The following is a 25910-nucleotide window of genomic DNA, read 5'->3' on the forward strand; positions in this document are numbered from 1 at the left end:
AGACTTCGCGGAATTCGCTTGAAAATTCAGATTGATGTCCGGCTTTTTCATCGCAAAACCCCGATTTGTATACTGACGATTCCCAAAAACCAGTAGCATGCGGAGCTTTCTCGAAAGTTACTGAAATACATACATTTTTTTCTAAATTTAGCGCATCACGCGACCTGATGTTTACTCGTTTTTAAAAGCCTCGACCCCAAACCTAGGGGGCAAATGAACGGGCGTGAACACATGAAGGCGAACAGGGCGGTCAAGCGTAGAACAAGGCTGCGGATGGGTATTCCTCTGCTGGCGGCGTCGCTTTCCCTGAACATCTTGTCCCTTCTGGCGCCAATCACCATTCTGCTGATCTTCGACCGCATCATCCCCTTTCAGGCGACCGAGACGTTGCGCATCCTGACCTGGGCACTGGTGATTGGGGCTGGGCTTGAGTTTTTGTTGCGTTGGGCGCGTTCTGTGCTGTTGACAACCGGGGCCGAAGAGAGTGCTGTCACCCGCCAGCGCCGGTTCCTTGAACAGGTTTTGAACGCAAACCCGATCCACTTCTCCCAAAACACCGCCAGCACCTATTTTGACCGCTTCATGGCGATCAGCCAACTGCGAGAACACCAATCAGGTCAGAGCCAGACGCTCGTCATTGATCTGCCATTTACGATCCTGTTCGCCCTCATGATCGGCTTGATCGGAGGGTGGTTGGTTCTGGTTCCCATTGCCGCGCTCTGTATCGTTTTAGTGTTTGCGGTTGTGATGAAGCATCAGCAATGGTCCCTGTTTGAGCGTCGCAAGGCGCTGGATACCCGTCGATATGCGTTCCTATCGGCCCTTCTGTCCAGCCTGTCCACGGTCAAAGCCAACCGGATGGAGCCTCAGATGGCCCGAAGGTTTGAGTTGCTGGAGGACCAGACCGTAGACGTCAGCCGCAAGCTGATCCTGTTCTCGGGTTTTGCGCAGAGTTTTGGCGCTGTTTTCGGGCAGATCATGGTTGCTGCAATGGGCTTACTGGGGGCTTACCTCGTCATTCAGAACATGATCGGAATCGCCGAATTGGCGGCCTGTATGCTTTTGAATGGTCGCATCATTCAGCCTTTGACTAAAATCATGGCGATTTGGGTTCAGTCAGAAAGTGTCGCTTTGTCCCGGCGGAAACTGCGCGAAATGGACAGTATCTCTCAGCAACCGCCAAACTGGATTGGGCACAAGAGACTCAAGGGTGATCTGCGGGTCGAAGGGCTATGCCTGTCACACCCGCAAAACAAAGAGACCGCTAGTCGCCCCGTGAGTTTTCACGTGCCAGCTGGCACTGGAATACTGATAGAAGTGGAAGAAAGCTGGATGGTCGACGCCCTCTTTGCGACCATTCTGGGCAATCAAAAGCCCAACGCTGGCTCTTGCCTGATAGATGAGGTTGCAACAACTGAACGACCCGCCCTTGTTGGTCCGGGCGGGATAGTGGCGCTGGAGCGCGACCCTGCGATCCTTTCAGCAACCTTGCTGGACAATCTGACTGCGTTTGGTGGCGCCGAAAAGGCTGAACATGCCAAACAGATCGCTGCCACGCTTGGTTTGGAACAGCGTGTTCACCGGCTGCCGGAAGGTTACAATACCCAGCTGGGCAAGGGGTCGAGTTTTAAGAGCGATCCGGTCAACCGACAACTGATCGCGCTGACCCGAGTCCTAGCGTTGCGCCCTCGGATATTACTGATGAATGAACCCTCGTCTGTTCTTGATGCGCCGGAGCGTCAGGCCTTGGCCAACTGTCTGAAAACGCTTTCGCCACGCCCCACTTTGGTTGTCGCAAGCCCGGACCCCCGGTTGCGGCAGCTGACAGATCAATCCGCCCAGCTGGGCAATCCCCAGACCTGCGATCTGCTTCAATGGCAAGAGGAAGCCCATCGGTACACTGATGAAGCGTGCCGCATTAAGAGAGGTGCCGCATGACCACTTTGACGATTGAAAAAACCACTCAGCTTTTCCAGTCGTTGTTGCAGGCAAGTGGTTGGAAACATGACCGAGACAGCCTGATCGAAGCGTTTCCACACTTTTCCCAACGCTTGCAGCCGAGGGACATTGCACAAACCCTGGATAGTCTCGGAATACCATTCGCGCAGATAAGGTGTCGGATGCACGAGATCGCGGCCTCGGACTGTCCTGCCCTGGTGCTGCCCGATCATGGGCCAGCCTTCCTCGCGCTTAACGGTAAAGGCGCGCATGTACTGGTTGATGACGTAAAGGCGGAAAATCCACGGTTTCAAAAGCTTCCACGTCACCGGTGCACCCTGTTTCGGATCGATCGTTTTGCCTATGACCACTCCGCGAAAACGCAGATCACCGTATCGCAGGCCTTTCGCGACCTCCGCCCGATCCTGCCGGGTCTTTTGTTTGTTTCCATGCTAAGCAACGTCCTTGGCCTTTTCGCCCCGCTGCTCATCATGGCCGTTTACGACCGGATCATCCCGTCGGGATCAGTCGATATGCTGCTGTCACTGGCCGTTGGCGTCGCCGTCATCGCGGCGACGGACATGGGCTTTCGCCACATGCGCACGCGCGCGCTGTCATATATTGGCTGGCGCGGCGAACAAAAGCTGATGACAGCCTTGTTCCGAAAACTGATGTCCCTGCCGCTGGGCCAAATGCAAAGCTCAGGCGTGAACCAACACCTGTCCCGGTTCCGCCAGTTCGAGGCCCTCCGAGAGATGTTTACGGGGCAGATGATCACCACGCTTCTGGACCTACCCTTTGCCTTACTGTTCCTCGCCGTTCTGCTCTATCTTGCGCCAAGCGTTGGGCTTTGGACATTTGGCTTGGCGGTGGCTTTGGCAATAGTGGGATTGATCATGATCCCACGTCAAAAACAGCTCGAAAGGAAAGCCGCACAGGACGCCTCACTCAGCCAGCTGGCAGTACAAGACGCAATCGTCCATCAAGGCGCCTTCACAAATTTCGGCATGCAAACGCCTTGGCTCCAACGCTGCATGCCTTTGATCGAAACCAGTGAGGAAAGCACAAAGCGCGCTCGGCAATTTCAAGCACTTGCGCAGTCATTGGTGCAAACACTTGCGGCCCTAGCCACAACCGGTGCAATGATATTGTGCGCCCATGCCGCGATGTCCGGAGCTTTGAGTTTTGGCGCTCTGATCGCCTCAATCGCGTTGCTGTCAAAGATCTTCGGTCCCCTTCAGGCACTGTATACCGGATTTCCGCAGCTTATGTCTTTCCAGGCCAGCCGCAGCCAGGCAGACCGGGTGCTGTTCCTGCCGCAAGAGCTGGAGCTTGGCCTCGGCTGGTCCCACCAAAAAGCGCTGAACGGTTCCATTTCGTTTTCCTCGGTGACACATCGCCCGGATCCACTTCGTCCTCCGATCCTGTCGCAAGTCAGCCTGACATTTAATCAGGGCGAAGTCGTAGTTGTCCTGAGCAGTGACACCGCCGCGCGGACGGCTGTCCTGGATCTAATCGATGGTATGGCGTCCCCGATTGGGGGAACGATCGAATATGATGGGATCGACATCCGCCAGATCGCGCGGGACGAGCTGCGCAAGTCGGTCACCTACACCACCTACGAGAAATCACTGTTCTATGGCACAGTTGCGCAGAATTTCCGTTTGGCTGCGCCGTCCATTTCCGACATGGAAATTCAAGCCTCGCTGGATCGGATGGGCTTACGACAAGGGCACAGAATTCTGCCAGACGGTGTGCAGACGCGCCTTTCCGACGAAGCCCTTTCGCAAATGCCAGATGAGATTTTGAAATCTCTCACCCTCGCACGTAGCATGGCACGACCAGCCTCGGTCTACCTGTTCTCGGAACCGACAAACGGACTGAACGACACCCGCCGTCAGGCGTTCAAAACATGGGTCAAGGATAAGGCCGGGGGCCACACTGTGATCATCGCGACCGCAGATCGTTCGTTTCTGAACACTGCCGATCGCTTCATCTATCTCAACGCAGGCCAGGTTGCTGTGAACGACACCGGAGAAGTCGGGTGCAAGAAGATGTTGGCCGCCCTAAAAACGCTTGGAGCTTGACGATGGTTTTCCGAAAAAAGTCTACATACCGAGAAGGGCCGCTGGATCGCAGCGCTCGACTAAAGCGTGCCCGCGCGCCTCGGTTTGCGGCGTTTCTCGCGCTTGCTATCACCGGTTTTCTTGCCAGTCTGATCGCTTTGTCATGGCGAACCGAAGTCCCACAAATCACACGCGCGCCGGGCACCATCGTTCCCATGGGCCACTATTTTAAGATTGAAACCATGGAAGGCGGGATTGTCCGGTCAGTTCATGTTCAGGACGGTCAAACTGTGGAAATTGGTGATGTTCTGATCGAACTGCACCACCCGGCGCTTACAAAAGAGATGGAGGTCTTGTCGGCGCAAGCCTCCTCGGTCGCCCGGGATTTAAGAAATGAACAGGCCGTTCTTGCAATGCTTGAGGGCGATACGTCGCAGAGGTCCACCCAGATACAAACGCTGAGAAATGCAGGTCTGACGACGGCTACGGCCCGTATTGAGTTATTTCTCGAAAGCCAGAAGGTTCAGCGCGTTTCGATTGAACAGCAAACCAAGACATTGCAAATTCTTGAAGATGCCGCAGAGTTTGCGCGCCAAAGAGTCACAAAGAAAAAGCAGGTTCTGGATCGCTACGCGAAGCTGCAGACACAGGGTCTGAAATCTCTCAGCGATTTTCTGGAAGAAGAAGACGAAGTCGACGCCATGCGCGCCGCTGCCGAGGACGCACGTGTCCGCGTCGCCGAGGCGCGCAACGCTTTGACCCTTGCAAAAGCGGCCCTCGCAGAAGAGGCCCTGACGCTGAGAGAGGACGTGCTGACCCGTATCAACGCTCTGGAACACGAACATCATCAGTTGCAGATCTCACAGAAACTCCTAGAGGCCAGGCTTGCCGACCTGCGCCTGATCGCTCCGGTGCGTGGCGTGATCCAGTCGGTTGCCTCACCCAATCCGGGTGAGGTTATTGCCCCCGGCGAAACGCTTTATGAACTGCTTCCGACCCGGCAGACCCTAATGGTCGAGGCGCGCATTCCCAATTCCGAGGTGGGGCATGTGGCTCTGGAACACCCGGTGGCGATCAGCGTCGATACATTCGATGCCCGCCGCTTTGGCAAGGTCGAGGCGCGGTTGCAATCGGTACACCCCCTGCCCATGACCGACGAACAAACGGGCGAGACCTATTTCCGGGCCTCCTTCATCCTAGCCGACTCAACAATCGGCATAGGTGCGCTCAACCGTCCGCTGCAGGCGGGTATGACCGTTGTGGCCGAGATGACAACGGGTGAGCAGACGCTTCTCAGCTATCTGTTGAAACCGGTCCAATTGACTTTAGAGCGGGCCTTCAATGAAAGGTAAGGCGCTCTAGCGCTTGTGACCTTTCCATCCCAACATGCTGAAACAGGCAAACAGGATTGCCGCGACGCACACAATTGACGGCCCTGCAGGTGTGTCGAACACGTAAGCCGCCCGCAAACCGGCTACGGAGGAAACCGCTCCGATGGCCGCGGCGATCAAGGCCATGGACTCGGGCGATCGGGCAAGGCTGCGCGCAGCGGCCGCCGGAATGATCAGCAAGGCTGCGATCAGAAGAACGCCCACGACCTTGATTGCCACTGCAACGGTTACCGCCAGAGACAAGGTCAGGATCAACTGCTCCCGCTTGGGGTCGTAGCCGCTGGCATAGGCCAGCTCTTCGTTCAGGGTCGCGGTCAATAGCTGCGACCAGCGCCACCCGATGAGGGCAACGACCAGTGCCGCCCCGCACCAGATCACAGCAAGATCCGTTCGCGAAACGGCCAGAATATCGCCGAAAAGATAGGCCATCAGGTCAATGCGGACACGTGAAAGGAACGACACTGCGACAAGCCCAAAGGCCAGTGCCGAGTGGGCCAGAACGCCCAATAGTGTGTCCATCGCGTATCCCCGCCCGGACAGCAAAGTAACCGTCAACGCCATCAGCAGAGCTACGGCCAATGCGCCTGCGAAGATAGACATCTGGAAGGTCAGCGACAGCGCGACACCTAGAATCGCCGCATGCGCGGTTGCGTCGCCGAAATAGGCCATTCGGCGCCAGACTACGAAGCATCCCAGCGGAGCCGCCGCAAAAGCCACACCAATCCCGGCCAGTGTAGCACGGGTCATAAAGTCATCCAGCATTATTCTGCAGCGTCCTGAGAGCTATGATCGTGGTCGTGATGATGATCGTGGTCATGCCGGTACAGCGCCAGCGCTCCTCCGGTCCCTGTCCCAAACAAGGCGCGATATTCAGGGGCTGAGGCCACAACAGCGGGCGAACCTTCGCAGCAGACATGACCGTTCAGGCAGATCACCCGGTCCGAGGCGCTCATGACCACGTGCAATTCGTGGCTGATCATCAAAATGGCACAGCCGGTCTCGCGGCGCACGGTTTCAATCTGCCGGTAAAAGGCCGCTGAACCCGGTTGATCCAAACCCTGTGTCGCTTCGTCCAGCAAAAGGATGTCCGGGTGGTTGATCAAGGCACGCGCCAGCAGCACGCGCTGAAACTGCCCGCCGGACAATTGAGTCATCTGTTGCTTCAACAGATCGGGAACGCCTGCTTCCTCAAGCGCCTCGGCACAGCGGGCGCGGCTGACGTGATTGGTCAGGCGCATGAAGCGCTCGACTGAAATGGGCAGCGTCGGATCGATATGCAGCTTCTGCGGCACGTATCCGATCCGCAGGCCCTGTTTGCGTGTAATGCGACCCTTTGCAGGTTTGATGGCCCCGATAATTGCACGCAACAAACTTGTTTTGCCGGACCCGTTTGGCCCGACAATTGTCACGATCTCCCCGGGTTCGATGATCATATGGACATGGCGCAGCACGGTATTAGCCCCGTAGCTCACGCTCAGGTCTTCAACGGTGACAAGGGACATTGCTAGGCCTTTTCGGTGCAGTCAGAGCAGAGACCTTCGGCTTCTACTACAGTACGTTCGATTTCAAAACCCACGGCGCGGGCGACATCGCCAAGGGCCCCGCTATCAACGGCCGAGGAAGCTTCGGCCACCGCGTCGCACCCGCGGCAGATCATGAAGACAGGTGAATGCGTCGCCCCCGGATGGGCGCAGGCCACAAAAGCGTTCAGGCGTTCGATCTTATGGACAAACCCGTTTTCGACCAGAAAATCCAACGCGCGATAGGCCACGGGCGGCTGCGAGCCGAACCCCTCATCCCGTAGGCGATCAAGGATGGCATAGGCACCAAGTGCCCTGTGTTCCTGCAACAGCATTTCCAGCACCTTGTGGCGCACAGGCGTCAGGCGTAGCCCCTCGGCGTTGCACTTAGCCTCGGCCATGGCAAGGCCGGTTTCCACGCAGGACACGTGGTTATGATCATGGAACCCCACCGGCGCAGCTTCGCTGGTCGAGTTCTGTTGCCTCTGACTTGTCATGTTATCTTATATCATATATGCCGCGATTAAATGTTATAAAATCACACAGAGGGTCCAATGTCCAGAAACCTCCTTTCCATTTCGATCACCGCTGCATTGTTGGGCGGCACCGCCATGGCCGACGTCCCGAATGTGGCCGTTGACATTGCCCCAGTGCATTCGCTTGTGGCCCGTGTGATGGACGGCGTGGGCGAACCCAGCCTGATCGTTCAGCCGGGCGCCTCACCTCATGAATACAACCTACGCCCGTCCGAGGCGGCAGCTCTGCAAGAAGCGGATCTGGTCTTCTGGATTGGCGAAGATCTGACGCCGTGGATGGAAAACGCTGTCGAAACGCTCGCTGGCGGCGCGGCTGTAACAACGCTGCTGGAGGCGGACGGAACCACTCTGCTGGACTTCCGCGAGGACGCGCTGTTCGAAGCGCATGATCACGGCGATGACGAGGATCATGACGATCACGGTCATGAAGTTCATGGCGATGATCACAAAGACGAACATGCGCATGATGATCATGACGATCACAAGGATGAACATGGTCACGATGATCACGACCATGACAAGGAAGATGACCACGCGCATGACGACCATGGCCATGAAGAGCACGCAGACCATGATGATCATGACGACCACGAAGGTCACGCGCATGGCGAACACGATCCGCATGCCTGGTTGTCGCCTGCAAACGCCAGCACATGGCTGAATGTGATTGCTGCTCAACTCTCGGCTGCTGACCCGGAAAACGCGGGCAAGTACTTTGAAAACGCAGCCGCTGCACGCGCTGAGATGGAGGCGCTGTCAGCCGAGATCGCAGAAACGCTGGCCCCGGTAAAAGGTGGTAGCTTCATCGTGTTCCACGACGCTTATCAGTATTTCGAAAATGACTTCGACATCCCGGCATCCGGCGCAATCTCGATCGGCGATGCGTCCGATCCAAGCCCAGCTCGCATTGCGGAGATTCAAGCGCGTATTCGCGACGAAGGGATTGATTGCGTGCTTGCTGAACCGCAGTTCAACTCTGGTCTGATCGCAACTGTGCTAGAGGGAACTGAGGCAAACACAGGCGTGATTGATCCCCTCAGCACGGAACTGGAACCCGGCCCGGCGCTCTATCCCCAACTTTTGCGCAATATGGCGAACACATTGGCTGAGTGCCTCTAAGGCACGCCAACGCCCGGCCGGCTCAGCGGCCGGGCCTCGAACACAGGCATAGGGGCAGACCGTTTCAGGAAATCTTGCCCCAATGCGCTGACCCTCTTCCCCTCTGTCAAAACGCTGTCTAAGAAGTCCTTCCGACCCAGTATCAGGAGGCCCCCTTGGACCGTATCGCCCGCACAATCGCCACCGAAATCAACGCGCGCGCGGATCAGGTCTCGGCCGCCGTTCGGTTGCTGGACGAAGGCGCGACCGTGCCCTTCGTGGCCCGCTACCGCAAAGAGGCGACAGGCGGGCTGGACGATACGCAGCTTCGAACCCTCTCGGACCGGTTGACTTATCTGCGAGAGCTGGAGGCTCGGCGGCAGACAATCCTGACGTCGATCAAGGATCAGGGCAAATTGTCGGACGATCTGGCAAAATCCATCGCCGGGGCCGAGACCAAGGCGCAGCTGGAAGATATCTACCTGCCCTACAAACCCAAGCGACGCACCAAGGCGGTGATCGCCCGCGAAAACGGGCTGGAGCCACTGGCTGACGCTATTCTGGCCGACCGCAATGCCGACCCCGAGGTCCTTGCTCAGGGCTATCTGTCCGAGGCTGTCGAAACGACCAAGGACGCCTTGAACGGCGCCCGTGACATCGTGACCGAGCGGCTGACGGAAAACGCCCTTCTGCTGGGTGAGCTTCGCAATTTCATGCAGCAAGAGGCGCTTTTGTCTTCGAAACTCGTTGAGGGCAAAGAAAAGGAAGGCGCGAAGTTCAGCGACTACTTTGACCATTCCGAGCTTTGGGCGACTGCCCCCTCACACCGGGCGCTGGCCATGCTGCGGGCTTCGAAAGAGGGGATCGTCACGCTGGATATCGCCCCTGAGCCCGAGGCGGGCGCGGCGCGGGCTGAGGCGATTGTTGCCTCGCATCTACAAACTCGCGGCGATGGCCTTGGCGACAATTGGTTGCGCAAGGTTGCGGGCTGGACCTGGAGGGTCAAGCTGTCCCTGTCGATGATGGTTGAGCTGATGGCCGACCTGCGCAGCCGGGCGCAGGATGAGGCGATTCAGGTGTTCTCGCGCAACCTCAAGGATGTTCTGTTTGCGGCCCCGGCGGGCGCACGTCCCACGCTGGGTCTGGATCCGGGCATTCGAACCGGCGTCAAGGCCGCCGTGGTGGATGCCACTGGCAAGGTTGTGGCAACGGATACGCTCTATCCGTTTCAGCCGAAAAACGATCTGCGGGGGGCGCAGGCGGCGATCTTGAACCTAATCTCGGCCCATCAGATCGAGCTGATCGCCATCGGCAATGGCACCGCCAGCCGTGAAACCGAAAGGATGGTCGCCGACACGCTCGGCCTGCTGCCCAAATCGGTCAAAGCCCCCACCAAAACAGTCGTATCCGAGGCCGGGGCCTCGGTCTATTCCGCGTCAGAACTGGCCGCGCGAGAGTTCCCGGATCTGGACGTATCCCTGCGCGGCGCGGTCTCGATCGCGCGCCGCTTGCAAGACCCGTTGGCCGAGCTAGTGAAGATCGAACCGAAATCCATCGGCGTTGGGCAATACCAGCATGACGTGGACCAGCATCGCCTGTCCCAGTCGCTGACCTCGGTCATTGAGGATGTGGTGAACGCGGTCGGTGTCGACCTGAACACCGCCTCGGCCCCGCTGCTGTCGCATGTGTCGGGCCTTGGCCCCGGCTTGGCCGAGGCCATCGTACAGCACCGCGATCACAATGGTGCGTTTCAGTCCCGCAAAGACTTGTTAAAGGTCGACCGCCTTGGCCCACGCGCCTTTGAGCAATGCGCAGGTTTTCTGCGCATCCGCGATGGAGAGGAGCCGCTGGATGCCTCATCTGTCCACCCCGAAGCTTACGACGTCGCCCGCCGCGTGGTCGCTGCCTGCGGCCGGGATATCCGGCAGATCATGGGACATGACGGGGCGCTGAAGGGCTTGCGGGCTGAACAATTCGCCAATGAGACCTTCGGCCTGCCCACCGTGCGCGATATCTTTGCCGAGCTTGAAAAACCGGGCCGTGATCCGCGCCCCAGCTTCGTCACCGCCTCGTTCCGGGACGGCATTGAGGAGATTACCGACCTCAAACCTGGCATGCTACTGGAGGGGACAGTGACTAATGTGGCCGCCTTCGGGGCCTTCGTGGATATCGGCGTTCATCAGGACGGGTTGGTCCATGTCAGCCAATTGGCGGATCGGTTCGTCAAGGACCCGCATGAGGTTGTCAAAACCGGTCAGGTCGTGAAGGTACGCGTTGTCGAGGTTGACGTCCCCCGCAAACGGATTGGCCTGACCATGCGCAAAGATGGCGGGGCGCAGCAACGACGCGGACCACGCTAGGCTCAGCCGTTCTGGTAGTAGAAAGACAGTTTGCGGCTGACACCACCGGGCGGCGGCGGGAACGGCGCGGCCCCCCTGACCTGCTCCTTCGCAGCCCGATCCACCTGGTCCGAGCCCGAGCTGGTGATGACCTCGACCCAGGCCAATGAGCCATCCGGGTCGATCTGAAAGAACACCTGCGCATAGCCGCGAACCGGTGCGTAAACCTGAGGCGCGCGGTTCAGATGCACCAGAACTTGTCCGGCATAGTTGGTCGTGGTGGAATTGCCCGGCCCTCGCCCGCCGGACTGGTTGCCCCGGTCATTGCGGGTGAACGCGTCAATCCCTTCGCGCTGATAGGCCGCCAGTGGGGATTCAATGGTTTGTTCGGGGAATTTCAGGTTGTCAAAATTGCGCGTACCGGGCAGCGCAGGTTGAACCTCGTCCGAGGGCGTCCGATTGGGCAAGCGCGGTCGAATGGAAGTTGCCACCGCCTGTTCGGTTCCTTCGCTGTCTTCCACGGGTTCGGCTTCCTCCGGCACAGGCTCTACCGCGATTTCCGGCTCAACAGCCTCTTGTTCCAGCGGCACTGGCGCGACCTCGACGGGCGGCAAGGCGGCCAGTTGCTCAGCCTCCGGCGTTTCAACCGGCTCGACTGGCTCTGCCGCACTGGCTTGCGGGATTTCGACGACATCAGATGGCTCGGCCAGTGGTGTTGCATCGACCTCATCACTTGCTGCCGTTTGCGTCTCGGACTGGTCAACGGATTCGGTCACTTCAGGCTCTGGCACCTCGGCCTGACCGCCGTTGGAGGGGCCGGTATCAGGTGCGAAAACCTGCTCTTGCGGGTCGGGTGACGCAACCAGAGCCTCGCTTGTCGGAATCTCCGCTTCTTCAGGCTCGGGCGAGGTTTCGACCGGAGGTTCGGGCACCTCCGCTTCTTCTGGCTCGATCGGTTCGGGCACCTGCTCGGCCAAATCCTCAAAGGCCGTGCCGAGGGTCACTGCATCTTCCTCATCGCCCACAACGCTTGCCGAATGGGTCAGACTGGCTGTGGTCATGCTCAGCCCCAGAATATGCAACAAGAGCGAAACCAGAACGGCCACAGCGGCGATGATGGCCGATGTTCGGATCATTCGATCGCCTGCTGCGTGACCAGAAAGACCGATTTCGCCCCTGCACGCCGCAGCGCACCTGTCACCTCTATCAGACGCGGGCCCGAGGCCGCGCGATCCGGCACGATGCGGACCTCTTCGCCCTCATGATCCGCCATGTAGGTCTCGGCGTCCGTGGCTTGCCCGCGAAAGCTGAGCGATCCGTCCGCATGCAGGACCAGCGCATCCGGCGGCTCACGCCCCTCCAGTTCTGCGGTATCGACCAGCTCAAGGTCGGGATCCAAAGGGGGGGCCACGGTACCGGCGATCAGGAAGAAGACCAGCATCAGGAACACCACATTGATCAGCGGGATCGTGGAGTCGCGTCTGCGGCGTTGCGGTGTCTGACGGATCATCGGCCTACTCCAACACCGTTACGGTCAACCCGTCCCGGCCTCGCAGAGGGACCAATACATCGACAAGACGTTGCGCCGAGGTATCGGCGTCGAGGCTGATCAGAACCTGCCCGGTTTCAACTTGCGTCAGCAGATCATCCAACGTGATCGAGGCCCCGTTCAGAACCAACCGATCCGGACCAAGCTGCAAGAACACTCTGTCCGCCGGTGCCGTGCCCGCGCCGCTACCAGCCTCGGCTTGAGTCAACTCGATCTCAGCAAATCGCGAGAATGTGGATGAAAGCATGAAAAACAGCAGCAACAGAAAGATGACGTCGATCAACGGCGTCATCGACAAGGGGCGTCTGACAAAGGGCGCCGTGTTACGCATGTTCAGGGGTGGCGCGCGGGGTCTGTGCCTGGGCTTTTGTCTGCAACGCGTGACCGGGTACCAGAATGGTCCGCAGCGCTTTGTCCGCAAACACCCGCTCACGCGATGTGCGGCTTTCCAACCACGACAGAACCATCGAGGTCGGCATCGCCACCGCCAAACCCACAGCCGTTGTCACTAGGGCGACCCAGATACCACCGGCCAACAGCGATGGGTCCACCGAGGAACCAGCGGTTTGCAGGCTCTGGAACGCGTTGATCATGCCAAGCACCGTTCCGAACAATCCAAGCAGTGGGGCAAGCTGCGCGACTGTATCCAACAGGCGAAAGCCGCGCTCCAACCCGGCAAGGGCAAGACCGGCCTCGGCATCGAGACGGTCATCCACGCCGGGTACGTCCACCCCATCCATCGCAGCGCCAACGATCGGTGCAAGGTAGCTGCTGCTGTCGTTCAACCGCATGCGCGCCGCGGCGCGATCTCCTGCGTCCCAGGCAGCCAGAGCTTCGGACAGAACCTTGTGGCGACCAACACCACAAGCCGCGAACTGCCACAATTTATACAACGTGACTGAAAGCGTCAGAACCGACATCACGATCAACACGCCAACCACCGGCCCGCCAAGCGCCAGAATTTCACGCAAATTGCCCAAGAAGTTCATCCCAAAAGCTCCACTTTGACCCGGCTGCTAAGGCTGAGCGTATCGCGACAAATAGTGCTATCCGCACCGTCGACCACGCAGGTGTTTGCACCGTTGATCAAGGCGCGGCCCACTTGCGCGCAATCTCTTCCCGGCAAATCAAACTGCCGCACGCGCGGGCGATCCGCAGGAAGATCTCGGAAATCGAACAGGGACAGGCTGACAACCCCGCCTTCTGTGTCGAAAATCACGGTCTCGAACACGGCTTTGTCGATTGAGACCCCGGTTCCGTTCTGCACCAAAAACGTCAGACGGCAGGCATTGCCCACATTCTGTGCTGTGTTCAATTCGACGGACAGCGCCTCAGACGATGCGCTTTCTGATTGCGCCCAACTGACGGCTGGCAACACGGCCGCGAACAATGCCGCAAAAGCGGTGCGATGAAACGACATGGACGGGCTCCTGCTGTTTTCTTGCCATTTGAGACCTCATACCCGAGGCTGCGAACAGGTAAAAGGGCCGCTCAGCCTGTCGTCAATCAACGGGTGGTCCCAAGTTGGCGAGGATCATGTCGTCTGCCAAGGGGTTTGGTGAGGTTTGAGAGGCAGTGACACGGCATACATTCTTGAAAATCAGCAATAATGACGCTATATACCGTGAAAGTAGCAGGATTGGAGGGTGGCATGCAGATTACTCAATTCGCCGAAGGCGGGCTGTTTGAGCCTCGGAAAATCGCGGCGGCTCTGCGTACATCCGCCGAAGAGGTTGCCTTGACAGTGGGGTTGGGCAAGGATGCCCTGCAACGCCGTACGCGCATTCAATCCGACAAGACCCAACGCCGCCTGCGCGAACTGGTCGAAGTTCTCAACAAGGTGCAACCGCGTTTTGGCTCGGATCTGATCGCATATGCCTGGTATCGCTCGGAACCCCTGCCCGGCTTTGACGGGCGTACCGCCATGCAGCTGGTGCAGGAGGGCAAGGCGCAGCAGGTGTTGGAGTACATTGATGCCGTCGATGCCGGTGTCTATGCCTGATGCCGCTTGACGAGGGCTGGTATCGCGGGCCGCTTTTTCGCGCATTAAACCCGGTCTACGCGCGTGAGCCCCTGTCGGGTCGTGGGGCTGAGAAGTATGGCGGTCGGTTCAACGCGAAGGGCACACCCGCGCTCTACACGGCGCTGGACCCGGCCACGGCCCTGCGTGAGGCCAATCAGGTCGGGGACTTGCAGCCGACGATACTGGTTTCTTACCACGCGGATCTGGGCCCGATCTTCGACACAAGAGACGCAGCCGCCTTGGCCCAATACGGAATGACCGCGCCCGTACTGGCCGATCCCGGTTGGCGATCGGCCATGCTGGATCGTCGCGCCGTCCCGACGCAAGATCTGGCCGCGCAATTGATCAAGGACGGTTTTGTCGGTTTGCTGGTGGGCAGCTTCGCGCAGGGGGCAACACCGACAAACCTCAACCTCGTCCTCTGGCGTTGGAGCGGGCCGGATACGCGGCTGACCGTTGTGGACGATGAGGATCGACTGGGCAGGCTATAGAGCTCCAATCTATCTGTGCAGTCCAAAATCCATGCGCTAAGGTGACGGTATGACTGGGTTCCGATTTTTGCTGGTTTGCCTAATGTCCTGTCTGGTTCTGGCGACAGGCTCGGCCCGGGCGGCGGATCGTGTGGCACTGCTGATCGGCAATTCCGACTACCGCGCCCCGGATATGGCCCTGCGCAACCCGGTCAACGATGTTGAGGCCCTCGGCGCAGCGCTACGCGAGCTTGGCTTTGCCGTGACCGAGGCTACCGACCAAAACGCAGCCTCGATGGATCGGGCCGTCCACGCCTTTGGGCAAGCGGCGCAAGGCGCTGAAATGGCTGTCTTCTTCTATGCAGGTCACGGGGTCCAAATCGGCGGCCAGAACCACCTTATCGGCACTGAATTCTCTGGCAGTGACCTGAGCGCCCTCAGCCGAAGTTCGATCACCATCGACCGCGTGCGTGATGTGCTTGCCAAGGCTGGGCCGGATGTCGGCATCCTTCTGCTGGACGCCTGCCGCAACAACCCGTTCTCGGACAAAGGGATCGTCGAACAGGGTCTGGTACGCATCCGGGGCGGTGCAGGTTTGCTGATCGCCTATGCCACTGACCCCGGCAACGTGGCGTATGATGGGCTGGGCGACAACAGTGTCTTCACCTCGAGCCTGCTGGATCATATCGCAACGCCAGATCTGGATGTGCGGCTGATGCTGGGCCGGGTGCGTCAGCAAGTGGTTCTGGACACCGAAGGCCGCCAGATCCCATGGGTCGAAGAATCTGTGCTGGATGAACATAGTTTTGCGCCGGGTTTGCCCACAGCCAGTCCCACGGACGCTTTTGAGGCAGATATGGCCCATTGGAGGAGCATTTCTGCAAGCAGCGATCCAGCTGACTTCAAAGACTATCTGCAAACCTATCCCGATGGATTATTCGCAGCTTTCGCGCGCGACCGGATTGAGCTTTTGCGTAACACAGAAACCGCCCCGGCGGCGCCGATCAGCGCCACGCTGGCCGCTGCGGAACCCGACAAGCTGGCCGCGGCTCTGTCCACCTTGGGGCTGATGCCAGATGGGCCAAGCCGCAACCTGGAACCGGCCCTCGATCAGTATCGCCGTCGCTTGCCGCTGCAGGAAACCGCAACGCCAGAGCGTCTGTTCGAAGACGCTGCCGAAGTCTCGGTCTTTCTGGCGGCCACGACATTGCAGAGCTTGCGTACCGATATCGTTGCACTGCGCAGTGTCGAACGCACTCTGGCCGTTGCTGAAAATGCCTTGGGCCAGATCGAAGAAATCGCCCGCTCGGACCCTGCCGCGCTGCCGGTGCTGCAACAGGCCCGCAATGATATCTACGACATCTATCGCTCACGCGGTGTCATTCTAAGGCGGCTGGATCAAAGCCGCAGTTACTACGATGAGCTTTTGACCCGCGCCGTGGTGTTCTTTCCATCCGAGCCAGGCGCAGATTTCTTTGACGCTGCGGCAACTTCGCGTAACCTCGGGCAAGCACACGCGCGCCTGAGCGAGGATGCCGCATTGTTTCTGCGCCATGTGGCGCAGGCAGAAGATAGTAAAAAAGGGAGTTATCAATGGCTGGCAGATCTTATTCCACCCGGCTGATCGCCGCCGTGTTAGGGGCATCGTTGGCTCTGTCCGCCTGCGGTGGCAGCAGCGAGCCGGAAACGCTGAGATCCGTAGGCGCTGGCTCAAGCCAGGCCGAGGCCGATCTGGCAAAGCAAGCGGCAGCCTTGCAAAAGACAATCCTGCAAGGGGCGATTGCAGGTGGTGTAGCGGGGGGCGCGATCGGCTTTGGGCTGGGCGGTTCTGACGACGTAGGCACAGGCGTCGCCCTCGGATTGGGTGCTGGCGCTCTGGCTGGTACCTATGTGGCTTATGTGCAGCGCAGCTATGCCGGGCGCGAAAGACGGTTGCGTCAGATCAAATCCGATCTGGACCGGAACGCCGCCGAAATGCAGACCACGTTGAACGTGATGAACGAAGTTCTGGTGGCTCAAAAGGCTGAATTGGACGCACTGAACGCTCGCGCCGCAGCGGGAACCGTAGATCAGGCCGAGTTGCAACGAGAGCTGACCGAGGCCAATGGCAATCTGAAACAGATGGAACTGGCCATTGACGGGGCAACCAGACGGCAGGCCGAATTTGCTGAGGCGCGCAGCCTGACGATCAAGCGCCGCCAGACCACCTCGCCTATTGACGGTGATCTGCAGGCGCTTTCCAACCAGATTTCGCAGATGCGCGGAATCGCCAGCGATCTGGCATCGTCGCTGTGAAAGAGCCGAACATGATCACACGCATTGCTCTGCCTTGCCTTCTTTTGACCGCCTGCCAAACCACGACAGACCCGGCGGACGGAGGGTTCTTCGCCGGAGTATCCGGCATTGCGACCGGAGCCTATGATGACCGGATCGAAGCCGCCGAGGGCGATGTGGCGACAGCTCAGGCCCGCAATGACGCATTGGCCGCGCAGATCAGGTCCTCGGAATCGGAACTGGCGCAGCTGAAATTGAAAATCCTTCAACAGCGCGATGCCATCGGCGGCGGAGACCCCGCCACAGCCGCCAGAATTGACAGGGTGCTGAATGCAAAGCCCCAAGGCACCACTGCCGAAGCGCAATTACAGGCCTTGCAGCGCAGTATTTCCGAGGCCCGCGCACTAAGCGCGGATTTGGCTCGGTTGTCAGGATAAGTCCTGCAGCGAAGTTCAGGTTTTTACGTCGTTGGAATGCCGCGATGTCGCAAATGCGCTAGCAGTGACGTAAAAACCGCCCGACAATTCCTCATGACTTGTCAGTGCACCCCGACTCGTATGGATCGCCGGGCGACCGGCTGTAACCTGGTGGCAACGCGTCGGTAACAGGCCGAACGGGCGCTATGCCCAAACTGTTACAGACGACAACGGACCCCTCCATGACAACTGCTCTGCGCCTCGCCATAGATATTGGCGGCACGTTTACCGATACCGTCCTCGTTTCAGGCAATGAGACGATACTAGCTTCGACCAAAACCCTGACCACGCACCAAAATCCGGCCGAAGGCGCAATGGAAGGGGCGCTTCGCGTAATGCAAAGCACGGGACGGTCCCTGGCCGAGGTGACCGGCTTCATCCACGGCACCACACTGGCCACGAACGCTCTGATCGAGCGGCGCGGGGCCACCGTGGCAACCGTCGCGACTGAAGGCTTCCGCGATATCCTCGAAATCGCCTACGAACGGCGCTATGCGCAATACGATATCAACCTAGAAAAGCCCGATCTTCTTGTCCCGCGTGAACGCTCTCTGACCGTTCGCGAGCGAACGTCCGCGACCGGTGAGGTTCTGATCGAACTGGAAGAAGGCGCTATTGACGCGCTTCTGGCTGAAATCGACGCCAGCGGGGCGGATGCGGTTGCGATTTGCCTCATGCATACTTACGCGAACCCCACGCATGAACGTCGGTTGCGCGATGCCCTCGCCAAACGTCGCCCCGATCTGACCGTGTCGATCTCATCCGATGTCAGCCCCGAGGCGCGCGAGTTTGACCGGCTCTGCACCACGGTTGCCAACGCTTATATCCAACCCCTGATGGAGACATATCTGACCCGCTTCGTCAAAAAGTTCGAAGCCGAAGGGGTCACCTGCCCAATCCTGATGATGACCGCAGGTGGCGGGATGTGTACCGTGCAGACGGCCATGCGTTTCCCGATCCGGCTGGTCGAAAGTGGCCCTGCCGGAGGGGCTATTCTCGCCGCGCACATCGCCGCTCGGGCCGGGTTGGATCAGGTTTTGTCCTTCGACATGGGTGGCACGACTGCCAAGCTCTGCCTGATCGACAACGCCCGACCCCAAACCTCGCGCCAGTTCGAAATCGCGCGGGCGGCGCGGTTCATCAAGGGCTCGGGCATGCCGGTGCGTATCCCCGTGATCGAGATGATCGAGATCGGCGCAGGCGGAGGTTCCATTGCGGGGGTGGACCGGCTGGGCCGTCTGACGGTGGGGCCAAAATCAGCAGGCTCGGAACCCGGCCCGGTGGCTTTCGGGCGCGGCGGGACCGAGCCGACTGTAACCGACAGCGACATCACTCTGGGCTACATCGTGCCCGACACATTTGCCGAAGGGTTCATCAAGATCGACCCCAAGGCGTCAAACGACACGCTGCAACGCGTGATCGGCACGGCACTTGAAACCGACGCGACAGGGGCCGCTGATGGGGTCAGCCGCATCGTGGATGAAAGCATGGCCAGCGCCGGGCGGATGCATGCGGTGGAGTCGGGCAAAGACCTCGGGCCGCGTACCATGATCGCTTTTGGCGGCAACGGCCCGCTCCATGCCAGCCGCGTGGCCCGATCTGCGGGTGTCAGCCGCATCGTGGTGCCTCCAAATCCCGGTGTTGGCTCGGCGGTGGGTTTCCTGTTTGCGCCCGTGTCATTTGAGATCGTGCGCTCGTACTATTCCCTGCTGGGTAAATTGGATTTCACGGCGATCAACGGCCTTTTTGACGATATGATCGCCGAGGCCAGCGCCGTCGTTGCCCAAGGTGCCGGAGATGCACCGACCGAAATCCGACGCTCGGCCTTTATGCGCTATAGCGGTCAGGGGCACGAGATTGAGATTTCGCTGCCTGACCGCACACTTACCGCCGAAGACCTCGCCCCGCTGACCGAGGCGTTTGAAACGGAGTACCGCAAGCAGTTCTCACGCCCCGTGCCGGGCATGCAGATCGAGATTTTGAACTGGGCCGTACAGGTCGCGACCCCGGACGCTGCCGTTCCCGAAATGCTTTCCACCCCGGCGGTGACCACGATGACGCCTTCAGAAACCCGACCAATCATTTGTGATGTAGACGGGCAGACGAAACAGGCTGGTTTTGTGGCCCGCACCAATCTCAACCCCGGCGACCGCATCTGCGGCCCCGCGCTGATCCATGAACCACAGACGACAACACTCGTCTCAGCCGATTTCTCGGCCCATGTGGACGCCATCGGAAACCTCGTCCTGATCCGCGACCAGAAAGGAGGCACGCAATGACCCCTGCCCGACTACAAGTGATGTGGAACCGGCTGCTGGCTGTTGTCGAAGAACAGGGCCAAACCCTGATCCGCGCTGCCTTCAGCCCGATTGTACGCGAATGCGGCGACATTTCTGCCGGGATTTTCGACGTGAATGGCCGGATGCTGGCACAAGCCGTGACCGGTACACCGGGCCATATCAACACCATGGCCGAAGCCGTTCAGCACCTACGCTCCGCCTTCCCTGTTCAGACAATGAAACCCGGCGACATCTATATGACGAACGATCCATGGCTCGCCTCGGGTCATTTGAACGACTTCCTTTTGATGATGCCCGCGTTCAAGGATGGCAAGGTCGTCGGCTTCACTTCCTGCACCTCGCATCTGGTTGACCTAGGCGGGCTGGGCATGGGGCCTGAGGGTTCGGACATATACGACGAGGGCCTGCTGATCCCGCCCTGCAAATTGGTCGAGGAAGGCACGCCGAACGCCCTTCTACTGGACATCATCCGCGCCAACAGTCGTGAACCGGTGGCGAATGAGGGCGATATCTACGCCTTGATCGCCTGCTGTGAGGCTGGGGTGAACCGGCTGGTGTCGATGATGGAGGAATTCGGCATCGACGATCTGGACGCACTGGGGGCCTACATCATCGAAACCTCACGCCGGGGCACTCTGGCCGCCATCGCCGAGGTGCCTACTGGCGTCTATAAGAACGTCCTGAAGATGGACGGCTATGAGAATGAACTGGAACTGCACGCCACCCTGACCGTCACCGCCGACGGGATGCATGTGGATTTCACTGGCACCTCCGGCTGTTCGCGCAAGGGCATCAACGTGCCGCTGAACTACGCCACTGCCTATACCGTTTTTGCCCTGCGCTGCATAGTCGGGTCGGACATTCCCAACAATGCAGGCTCTCTGGAGCCGTTCACCGTCGATGGCCCCAAAGGCTGTATCCTGAACGCGCAGCGGCCGGTGCCGGTGGCCATGCGGCACACGCTGGGTCAGGTGACCCCTGATTTGGTTCTGGGCTGCCTGCATCAGGCCCTGCCCGATCAGGTCCCGGCAGAGGGCGCATCCTGCATGTTCGACCTGCCCATGCGCCACGCGCCCGAGGTCGCCCGTGACGGAGGCCGCGAGTTCGCGGTTGAGCCCGTGCATAACGGCGGCACGGGCGCGCGGCCTCACGCGGATGGGTTGTCGGCAACGGCCTACCCTTCGGGCGTGTTCGGCAGCCAGGTGGAGATCACCGAAAGCGTCGCCCCCGTCACGATCTGGCGGCGCGAGCTTCGGCCGGACTCGGGGGGTTCGGGCAAGTACCGCGGCGGGTTGGGGCAACGGATCGAGATGACCTCGGCCAACGGCGCGCCCTTCATCGTCTTCCTCTCGGTCGAGCGGCTGAAATTCCCCGCGCTTGGTCGGATGGGTGGCCAACCCGGAGCACCCGGGCGCATCCGGTTCCGCGACGGCGACGCTGACATCCCCGGCAAGGGCGAGCTGAGGGTGGAAGACGGCGATTACCTTATCTTTGAAACCCCCGGAGGAGGAGGCTTCGGCGATCCGACAGATAGGCACCCGGAGGCGCTGGCACTGGATCTCAAGCGCGGTCTGCTCAGCGCCGAAGGGGCCAAAGCATACGGAGATGGCTCATGATCCGGCCCGTCCCTCATGTTGGTGCCCTGGCCGCCTATGCGCTGGCCGATCTTGGCGGTCCTCAGACAATTTCACTGGCCCAGAACGAAAGCGCTTTTCCCGCCAGCCCTACCGCCATTGCCGCCGGACAGGCCGCGATGGCCGACATGCCACTCTATCCTGATCCGGAATGGCCGGACCTGCGTTTAGCGATAGCCGAAGTGCATGGGCTGGACCAGAGCAACATCTTTTGCGGCGCGGGATCGATGGAGCTGATCGGTTGCCTAATCCGCGCCTATGCCGGGCAAGGGGACCGCGTGCTGGGTACAGACTACGGCTACGCCTTTGTCGCCTCGGCAGCCGTGCAGGTGCAGGCGGACTATGTCAAGGCGCGTGAGGTCGACTTGACTGTTTCGGTGGATGATGTTCTGAGCGCAGTCACCCCAAAAACCCGCATCGTCTTCCTCTGCAATCCCGGCAATCCGACCGGAACGGTCATCCCGAACGCTGAGATCGTGCGCCTGCGGACCAGCCTTCCCAAGAACGTTCTGCTGGTCGTCGATCAAGCCTACGCCGAATTCTCGGATGCCGAACATGATCCGGCAGAGATATTCGCTATGATTCAACGCGGCGATACGGTCATCACCCGGACGTTTTCCAAAGCCTATGGGCTGGCAGGCGCTCGGGTCGGGTGGGCCTATGCTCCCCCTGGGATTGGAGCAGAACTGCGCAAGCTGTTGAACCCAAACAATGTCTCGATCCCCTCGCAGGCTGCAGCTGCCGCGGCGATGCGTGATCAGACGCATATGCGAGAGGTTGTGGCAAAAACGGCCCACATCCGCGAAGCGTTCATCGAAGATTGCCGCGCTCTGGGGTTAACCGTTCCGCAAAGCCACACAAATTTCGTCTTGCTGCGTTTTTCGTCAATCGATCAGGCGCAGCGGGCCGATGCTGCCTTGCGCGCCGAGAACCTCTTGATGCGCGGGATGGGTGGCTATGGCCTTGGCGATTGCTTGCGCGCCACGATTTGCGCACCGGGCGTCATGAACCGCGCCCGCGACGTGTTGGAAGGAGTGCTAACATGACCGAGACCCGAACCGCCGCCAAGATCGGCGTTCTGGTGCCTTTCACCAACACAAATCTAGAGCCGGATCTTGCGTTGATGCGCCCGCCCAACACCACGCTGCATTTTCAGCGCATGGGTGGGTATGACGTGGACGAAATCCCCGGCTCGGATCAGATGGCCGGTTTGGGCGCGTCGGATATCAGCCATGATTTGCGGATGATCTCCGGCGTGCGGCCCGACATCGTTCTGTACGGCTGCACCTCGGCCACGCTGACCCACGGCCCATCTTTCGACGCAGAGTTGGCCGAGCAGATCAAATCCGGTGCCAATGCCAAATCAGTCACAGCGGCCAGTGCTCTGATCGCGGGCATTCAGGCGTTGGGGGCCCGCAAAGTCGGCTTTTCGTCGCCCTATCTGGGCGAGATCAATACGCAGGCCATCGCGTTCATGGCCCAAAACGGGATCGAAACGGTCAAATGCGCCGATGTCGGCCGGGAATTGGGCAATTACGGTCAGGGAGAATTGACCCCGGACGAAGTCTTTGACCTCGCCTGCCAGGCCGACCACCAACAGGCCGAGGCGATTGTTCTGAGTTGCACCGATATGCGGTCCGTTGAGGCCATCGAACGGATTGAAACCGCGCTAGACAAACCCGTTGTAACGTCCAACCAGGCGATGATGTTCTGCTTGCTGCGCGAACTCGGGCTACCACCGCATAAGGGGTTACCGGGGCGGCTGTTCGACTGTATTTGAGGGGCTAGGACCCGGAAGGAGCGTCATAGATCAACGCGCCAAGATCCGAGAACGCCGATACTGGATCTCTCAGCCCCAGAATGGCGTCGCGTATGGCGGAGGCCCTTGTTTCGCCGAGCGAAGGCGTTGCAAACTCCATGAATTTCGCGACCACTTCGGCCTGATCCATAGGAGCCTCGGGGCCGCCGCGCGCATGGACATCGCCAGTTTCCAGCACTCGCCCGTCGTGCAAGCGGATCGTGACATCGGCGATACGGCACTCGGGGAACCGAGCCGAATGGCGCTCGTCTTCGGCAACGGAAATACGTTCCAACAAAGACGCCACCAAAGGATCAGACAAACCCGCACCCGAGATATGCTCGACCCCGATCCGCCCATAGGCCATCATCACCGCCACCGCGAATGGCAGCGAATACTGCGCCTTTGAGGTGTCGTCGGGCATGCCCTGAAACAAACAGGCGCTCTCGCGGAACGTATTGACCTGGACCGAGGCGATGTCTTCATGGCCCAGATCATGTTCACGCATGAGCTGCCGGACAGCGTCGATCGCGGCGTGCGCCCAACGGCAGATCGGGTAGGGTTTCACATATTGATGCTGCATCTGCCAAAACTGGCCAAGGTCCTGCCAGTGGCTCGTGACCTCTTCGGCTTCAATTGTGATTGCGGGCGCGCCGGTAAAGCCTTTCTCGGCCAAAACCGCCGAAGACACACCGACCAAAGCCCCCCAGCCCGATCCGTCATGCAGCATTGTGGGGTTGGCGATCTCGCGCATCATCTGGCTGCGTGGCCCGTGATATTCGGCGATGCCCATGGCCTGCCGCAAATGGTCTACGCCCAACCCACGCATCCGAGCCGCGACGGCGACGACACCCAAGGCGTTCCATGCCCCTGACGTGTGATAGTCGCTGACCGTATCATGCAAAGATATCCCCGCGCGCCCGGCGACCTCATATCCGATGGTGACAGCGGTCAGAGCTTCGGGGCCCGAGAAATCCGGAACCGTTTCCGCCAGCGCGCATAGCGCCGGCACGACAGCGACACCGATATGCCCTTTTGTCGGGTTGTAGCCGTCATGCCCATCCAGATTGTCAGTCTGCGTAGCAGCGGCATAGGCGCAACCGGCGGCACTGACCCAGCGGCCATCAAACAACATCCGCGCGCTGAGCGCCGGATCACCTGCCCCATAGAGCGCAAAAGCCGTTTCTCGGGCGATTGACCCCGCCGCCATAGGACCCGAAGCAATCGTAATGCCCAGCGTGTCGAGCAACATCAACGCGGCGGCGTTCAGCGTCGCATCGGGGATATCCTCGGGTGTTATACTAAGGGTGAAATCAGCAACTCTCTGGAAGGTATCTGTCACGGCCTGCTCCTAACTCAACACCTCTCGAGGCAGGTTAGGAGGTTTCGAATGGGATGGCACGAAAACAATTGAGAACGAACGGTCCGGCGTCGTAATGCCGGACCGCCCTATGTTTAAGGTCCTAGGGTTACTGCCCCATCGGATCAACCAGCTTGTTCAACACACGGTCTTTTGTGACCTGACCGATGATCGCCCCGTCCTCGATCACGCCAACCGGTGCGTTGTTCTGGTCAAAGCCCTGAATGACGTCGCGGATATCCGTATCCGCGTCGATAGAGCGGTCCGGCGTACCGGTTGCAGGCTCCATCACATCCCGCGCGCGCAAAACGCCCAGAGGGTTCATATGCGCAACAAAGTCGGCCACGTATTCGTCCTGAGGCTTCGAGTAGATCTCGGACGGGGTGCCACATTGCACGATGCGACCGCCCTCCATGATGGCGATGCGATTGCCGATCTTGAAGGCCTCATCAAGGTCATGGGACACAAAGATGATCGTGCGTTTCAGCTTTTCCTGAAGGCGCAGCAGCTCATCCTGCAGCTTGGTCCGGATCAGCGGATCGAGGGCCGAGAACGGCTCATCCATCAACAGGATCGGCGCCTGAGTGGAAAAGGCACGGGCGAGACCGACGCGTTGTTGCATACCGCCCGACAGCTCTCCGACCTTACGGTCGGCCCAGTCGGACAGACCGACCAGAGCGAGCTGTTCATCGGTGCGCTGCAACCTCTCGGTGCGGGACATGCCCGACAGCTCCAGCCCCAGCCAAACGTTTTCACGAACCGTGCGCCACGGCAGCAGTCCGAATTGCTGGAACACCATCGCAATATGGTTCTGCCGCATCCGGCGTAGGGTGCGAGCGTCGGCGTTGGTGACATCCACCATCTCCGATCCGTCCGAGACCCGCACCGCGCCGCGGATCACCGGGTTCAACCCGTTCACCGCCCGCAGCAACGTGGATTTGCCCGAACCGGACAGGCCCATCAGCACCAGCGTTTCGCCCTCATGCACAGTCAGCGAGCAATTGTGGACGCCCAGCACCTGCCCACAGGCTTCTTTCACCGTTGCGCGGTCTTTGCCTTCGTCCATGAAGGGCAACGCACTTTTAGGATCGTTGCCGAACGCGATGGAAACATTGTCAAACTCAACTGCGGTCATGGA

General features: G+C 59.7%; 24 protein-coding genes. 14 read left to right on the forward strand and 10 right to left on the reverse strand.

What is annotated here, in order from left to right; translation table 11 throughout:
• Nucleotides 1-231: 231 nt before the first annotated feature.
• The 3 genes from ACP15L_RS13010 to ACP15L_RS13020 all read left to right on the forward strand — a co-directional run bounded on the left by ACP15L_RS13010 (nucleotide 232) and on the right by ACP15L_RS13020 (nucleotide 5356).
• Nucleotides 232-1938, forward strand: coding sequence for an ABC transporter transmembrane domain-containing protein (locus ACP15L_RS13010; protein ID WP_425084484.1), 1707 nt, complete (start codon nucleotides 232-234; stop codon nucleotides 1936-1938).
• Nucleotides 1939-2120: 182 nt separating this feature from the next.
• Complete coding sequence (locus ACP15L_RS13015; protein ID WP_425084485.1) at nucleotides 2121-4025, forward strand: ABC transporter transmembrane domain-containing protein; 1905 nt, start codon at nucleotides 2121-2123, stop codon at nucleotides 4023-4025.
• Nucleotides 4026-4027: 2 nt separating this feature from the next.
• Nucleotides 4028-5356, forward strand: a complete 1329-nt coding sequence (locus ACP15L_RS13020) for an HlyD family type I secretion periplasmic adaptor subunit (protein ID WP_425084486.1) — start codon at nucleotides 4028-4030, stop codon at nucleotides 5354-5356.
• A gap of 6 nt (nucleotides 5357-5362) precedes the next feature.
• Here the strand turns inward: ACP15L_RS13020 and ACP15L_RS13025 are convergent, their stop codons facing one another.
• From ACP15L_RS13025 to ACP15L_RS13035, 3 genes are read right to left on the reverse strand one after another with little or no spacing between them, the layout of a single operon-like run.
• Nucleotides 5363-6157, reverse strand: coding sequence for an iron chelate uptake ABC transporter family permease subunit (locus ACP15L_RS13025; RefSeq protein WP_425084487.1), 795 nt, complete (start codon nucleotides 6155-6157; stop codon nucleotides 5363-5365).
• A complete protein-coding gene (locus ACP15L_RS13030) occupies nucleotides 6157-6897 on the reverse strand; it encodes a metal ABC transporter ATP-binding protein (RefSeq protein ID WP_170526947.1) in 741 nt (246 codons plus the stop codon). The genes ACP15L_RS13025 and ACP15L_RS13030 overlap by 1 nt, the downstream gene beginning before the upstream one ends.
• Before the next feature lie 2 nt (nucleotides 6898-6899).
• Complete coding sequence (locus ACP15L_RS13035; RefSeq protein ID WP_425084488.1) at nucleotides 6900-7412, reverse strand: transcriptional repressor; 513 nt, start codon at nucleotides 7410-7412, stop codon at nucleotides 6900-6902.
• A gap of 57 nt (nucleotides 7413-7469) precedes the next feature.
• Here ACP15L_RS13035 and ACP15L_RS13040 point away from each other — a divergent pair, with 57 nt between their 5' ends.
• Together ACP15L_RS13040 and ACP15L_RS13045 are read left to right on the forward strand one after the other, a co-directional pair.
• Nucleotides 7470-8570, forward strand: a complete 1101-nt coding sequence (locus ACP15L_RS13040) for a zinc ABC transporter substrate-binding protein (RefSeq protein ID WP_425084489.1) — start codon at nucleotides 7470-7472, stop codon at nucleotides 8568-8570.
• A gap of 155 nt (nucleotides 8571-8725) precedes the next feature.
• A complete protein-coding gene (locus ACP15L_RS13045) occupies nucleotides 8726-10909 on the forward strand; it encodes a Tex family protein (protein WP_425084490.1) in 2184 nt (727 codons plus the stop codon).
• 2 nt (nucleotides 10910-10911) lie between these two features.
• On the opposite strand, the gene ACP15L_RS13050 is transcribed toward ACP15L_RS13045, so the two are convergent.
• Genes ACP15L_RS13050 through ACP15L_RS13070 form a run of 5 tightly spaced genes read right to left on the reverse strand, consistent with a single transcriptional unit; the run spans nucleotide 10912 to nucleotide 13857 of the window.
• A complete protein-coding gene (locus ACP15L_RS13050) occupies nucleotides 10912-12024 on the reverse strand; it encodes a TonB family protein (RefSeq protein ID WP_425084491.1) in 1113 nt (370 codons plus the stop codon).
• Complete coding sequence (locus ACP15L_RS13055; RefSeq protein WP_170488189.1) at nucleotides 12021-12398, reverse strand: ExbD/TolR family protein; 378 nt, start codon at nucleotides 12396-12398, stop codon at nucleotides 12021-12023. The genes ACP15L_RS13050 and ACP15L_RS13055 overlap by 4 nt, the downstream gene beginning before the upstream one ends.
• Nucleotides 12399-12402: 4 nt before the next feature.
• Nucleotides 12403-12729 carry an ExbD/TolR family protein gene (locus ACP15L_RS13060; protein ID WP_425084492.1) on the reverse strand — a complete coding sequence of 109 codons (327 nt, stop codon included), beginning with the start codon at nucleotides 12727-12729 and terminating at the stop codon, nucleotides 12403-12405.
• Nucleotides 12730-12760: 31 nt separating this feature from the next.
• Entirely contained in the window at nucleotides 12761-13426 is a 666-nt protein-coding gene (locus tag ACP15L_RS13065) for a MotA/TolQ/ExbB proton channel family protein (protein ID WP_425084493.1), read from the reverse strand.
• Nucleotides 13423-13857 (reverse strand): hypothetical protein, encoded by a 435-nt coding sequence (locus tag ACP15L_RS13070; RefSeq protein WP_425084494.1) that lies wholly within the window; start codon nucleotides 13855-13857, stop codon nucleotides 13423-13425. The genes ACP15L_RS13065 and ACP15L_RS13070 overlap by 4 nt, the downstream gene beginning before the upstream one ends.
• A 231-nt stretch (nucleotides 13858-14088) precedes the next feature.
• Between ACP15L_RS13070 and ACP15L_RS13075 the strand changes: the two genes are divergently transcribed.
• The 9 genes from ACP15L_RS13075 to ACP15L_RS13115 all read left to right on the forward strand — a co-directional run bounded on the left by ACP15L_RS13075 (nucleotide 14089) and on the right by ACP15L_RS13115 (nucleotide 23394).
• A complete protein-coding gene (locus tag ACP15L_RS13075; RefSeq protein ID WP_425084495.1) occupies nucleotides 14089-14439 on the forward strand; it encodes an MbcA/ParS/Xre antitoxin family protein in 351 nt (116 codons plus the stop codon).
• Complete coding sequence (locus tag ACP15L_RS13080) at nucleotides 14439-14951, forward strand: RES family NAD+ phosphorylase (protein WP_425084496.1); 513 nt, start codon at nucleotides 14439-14441, stop codon at nucleotides 14949-14951. Before ACP15L_RS13075 ends, ACP15L_RS13080 begins: the two co-directional genes overlap by 1 nt.
• A 49-nt stretch (nucleotides 14952-15000) precedes the next feature.
• Nucleotides 15001-16554, forward strand: coding sequence for a caspase family protein (locus ACP15L_RS13085; RefSeq protein ID WP_425084497.1), 1554 nt, complete (start codon nucleotides 15001-15003; stop codon nucleotides 16552-16554).
• Nucleotides 16524-17225, forward strand: a complete 702-nt coding sequence (locus ACP15L_RS13090) for a hypothetical protein (RefSeq protein ID WP_170720119.1) — start codon at nucleotides 16524-16526, stop codon at nucleotides 17223-17225. The genes ACP15L_RS13085 and ACP15L_RS13090 overlap by 31 nt, the downstream gene beginning before the upstream one ends.
• An 11-nt stretch (nucleotides 17226-17236) precedes the next feature.
• Entirely contained in the window at nucleotides 17237-17641 is a 405-nt protein-coding gene (locus ACP15L_RS13095; protein WP_170467387.1) for a hypothetical protein, read from the forward strand.
• A 221-nt stretch (nucleotides 17642-17862) separates the two neighbouring features.
• Entirely contained in the window at nucleotides 17863-19959 is a 2097-nt protein-coding gene (locus ACP15L_RS13100) for a hydantoinase/oxoprolinase family protein (RefSeq protein ID WP_425084498.1), read from the forward strand.
• On the forward strand, nucleotides 19956-21596 hold the full coding sequence (locus ACP15L_RS13105; RefSeq protein WP_425084499.1) for a hydantoinase B/oxoprolinase family protein: 1641 nt from the start codon (nucleotides 19956-19958) through the stop codon (nucleotides 21594-21596). Before ACP15L_RS13100 ends, ACP15L_RS13105 begins: the two co-directional genes overlap by 4 nt.
• Nucleotides 21593-22660: a pyridoxal phosphate-dependent aminotransferase gene (locus ACP15L_RS13110; protein WP_425084500.1), complete on the forward strand. Its 1068-nt coding sequence runs from the start codon at nucleotides 21593-21595 to the stop codon at nucleotides 22658-22660. The genes ACP15L_RS13105 and ACP15L_RS13110 overlap by 4 nt, the downstream gene beginning before the upstream one ends.
• A complete protein-coding gene (locus ACP15L_RS13115; RefSeq protein ID WP_425084501.1) occupies nucleotides 22657-23394 on the forward strand; it encodes a maleate cis-trans isomerase family protein in 738 nt (245 codons plus the stop codon). The genes ACP15L_RS13110 and ACP15L_RS13115 overlap by 4 nt, the downstream gene beginning before the upstream one ends.
• Nucleotides 23395-23398: 4 nt before the next feature.
• On the opposite strand, the gene ACP15L_RS13120 is transcribed toward ACP15L_RS13115, so the two are convergent.
• Entirely contained in the window at nucleotides 23399-24754 is a 1356-nt protein-coding gene (locus ACP15L_RS13120; RefSeq protein WP_425084502.1) for an MmgE/PrpD family protein, read from the reverse strand.
• A 127-nt stretch (nucleotides 24755-24881) separates the two neighbouring features.
• On the reverse strand, nucleotides 24882-25907 hold the full coding sequence (gene choV / locus ACP15L_RS13125) for a choline ABC transporter ATP-binding protein (protein WP_425084503.1): 1026 nt from the start codon (nucleotides 25905-25907) through the stop codon (nucleotides 24882-24884).
• Nucleotides 25908-25910: the final 3 nt, after the last annotated feature.

Source organism: Ruegeria profundi, assembly GCF_049800715.1.
In the GTDB taxonomy this organism is placed as follows: Bacteria; Pseudomonadota; Alphaproteobacteria; order Rhodobacterales; family Rhodobacteraceae; genus Ruegeria; species Ruegeria profundi_A.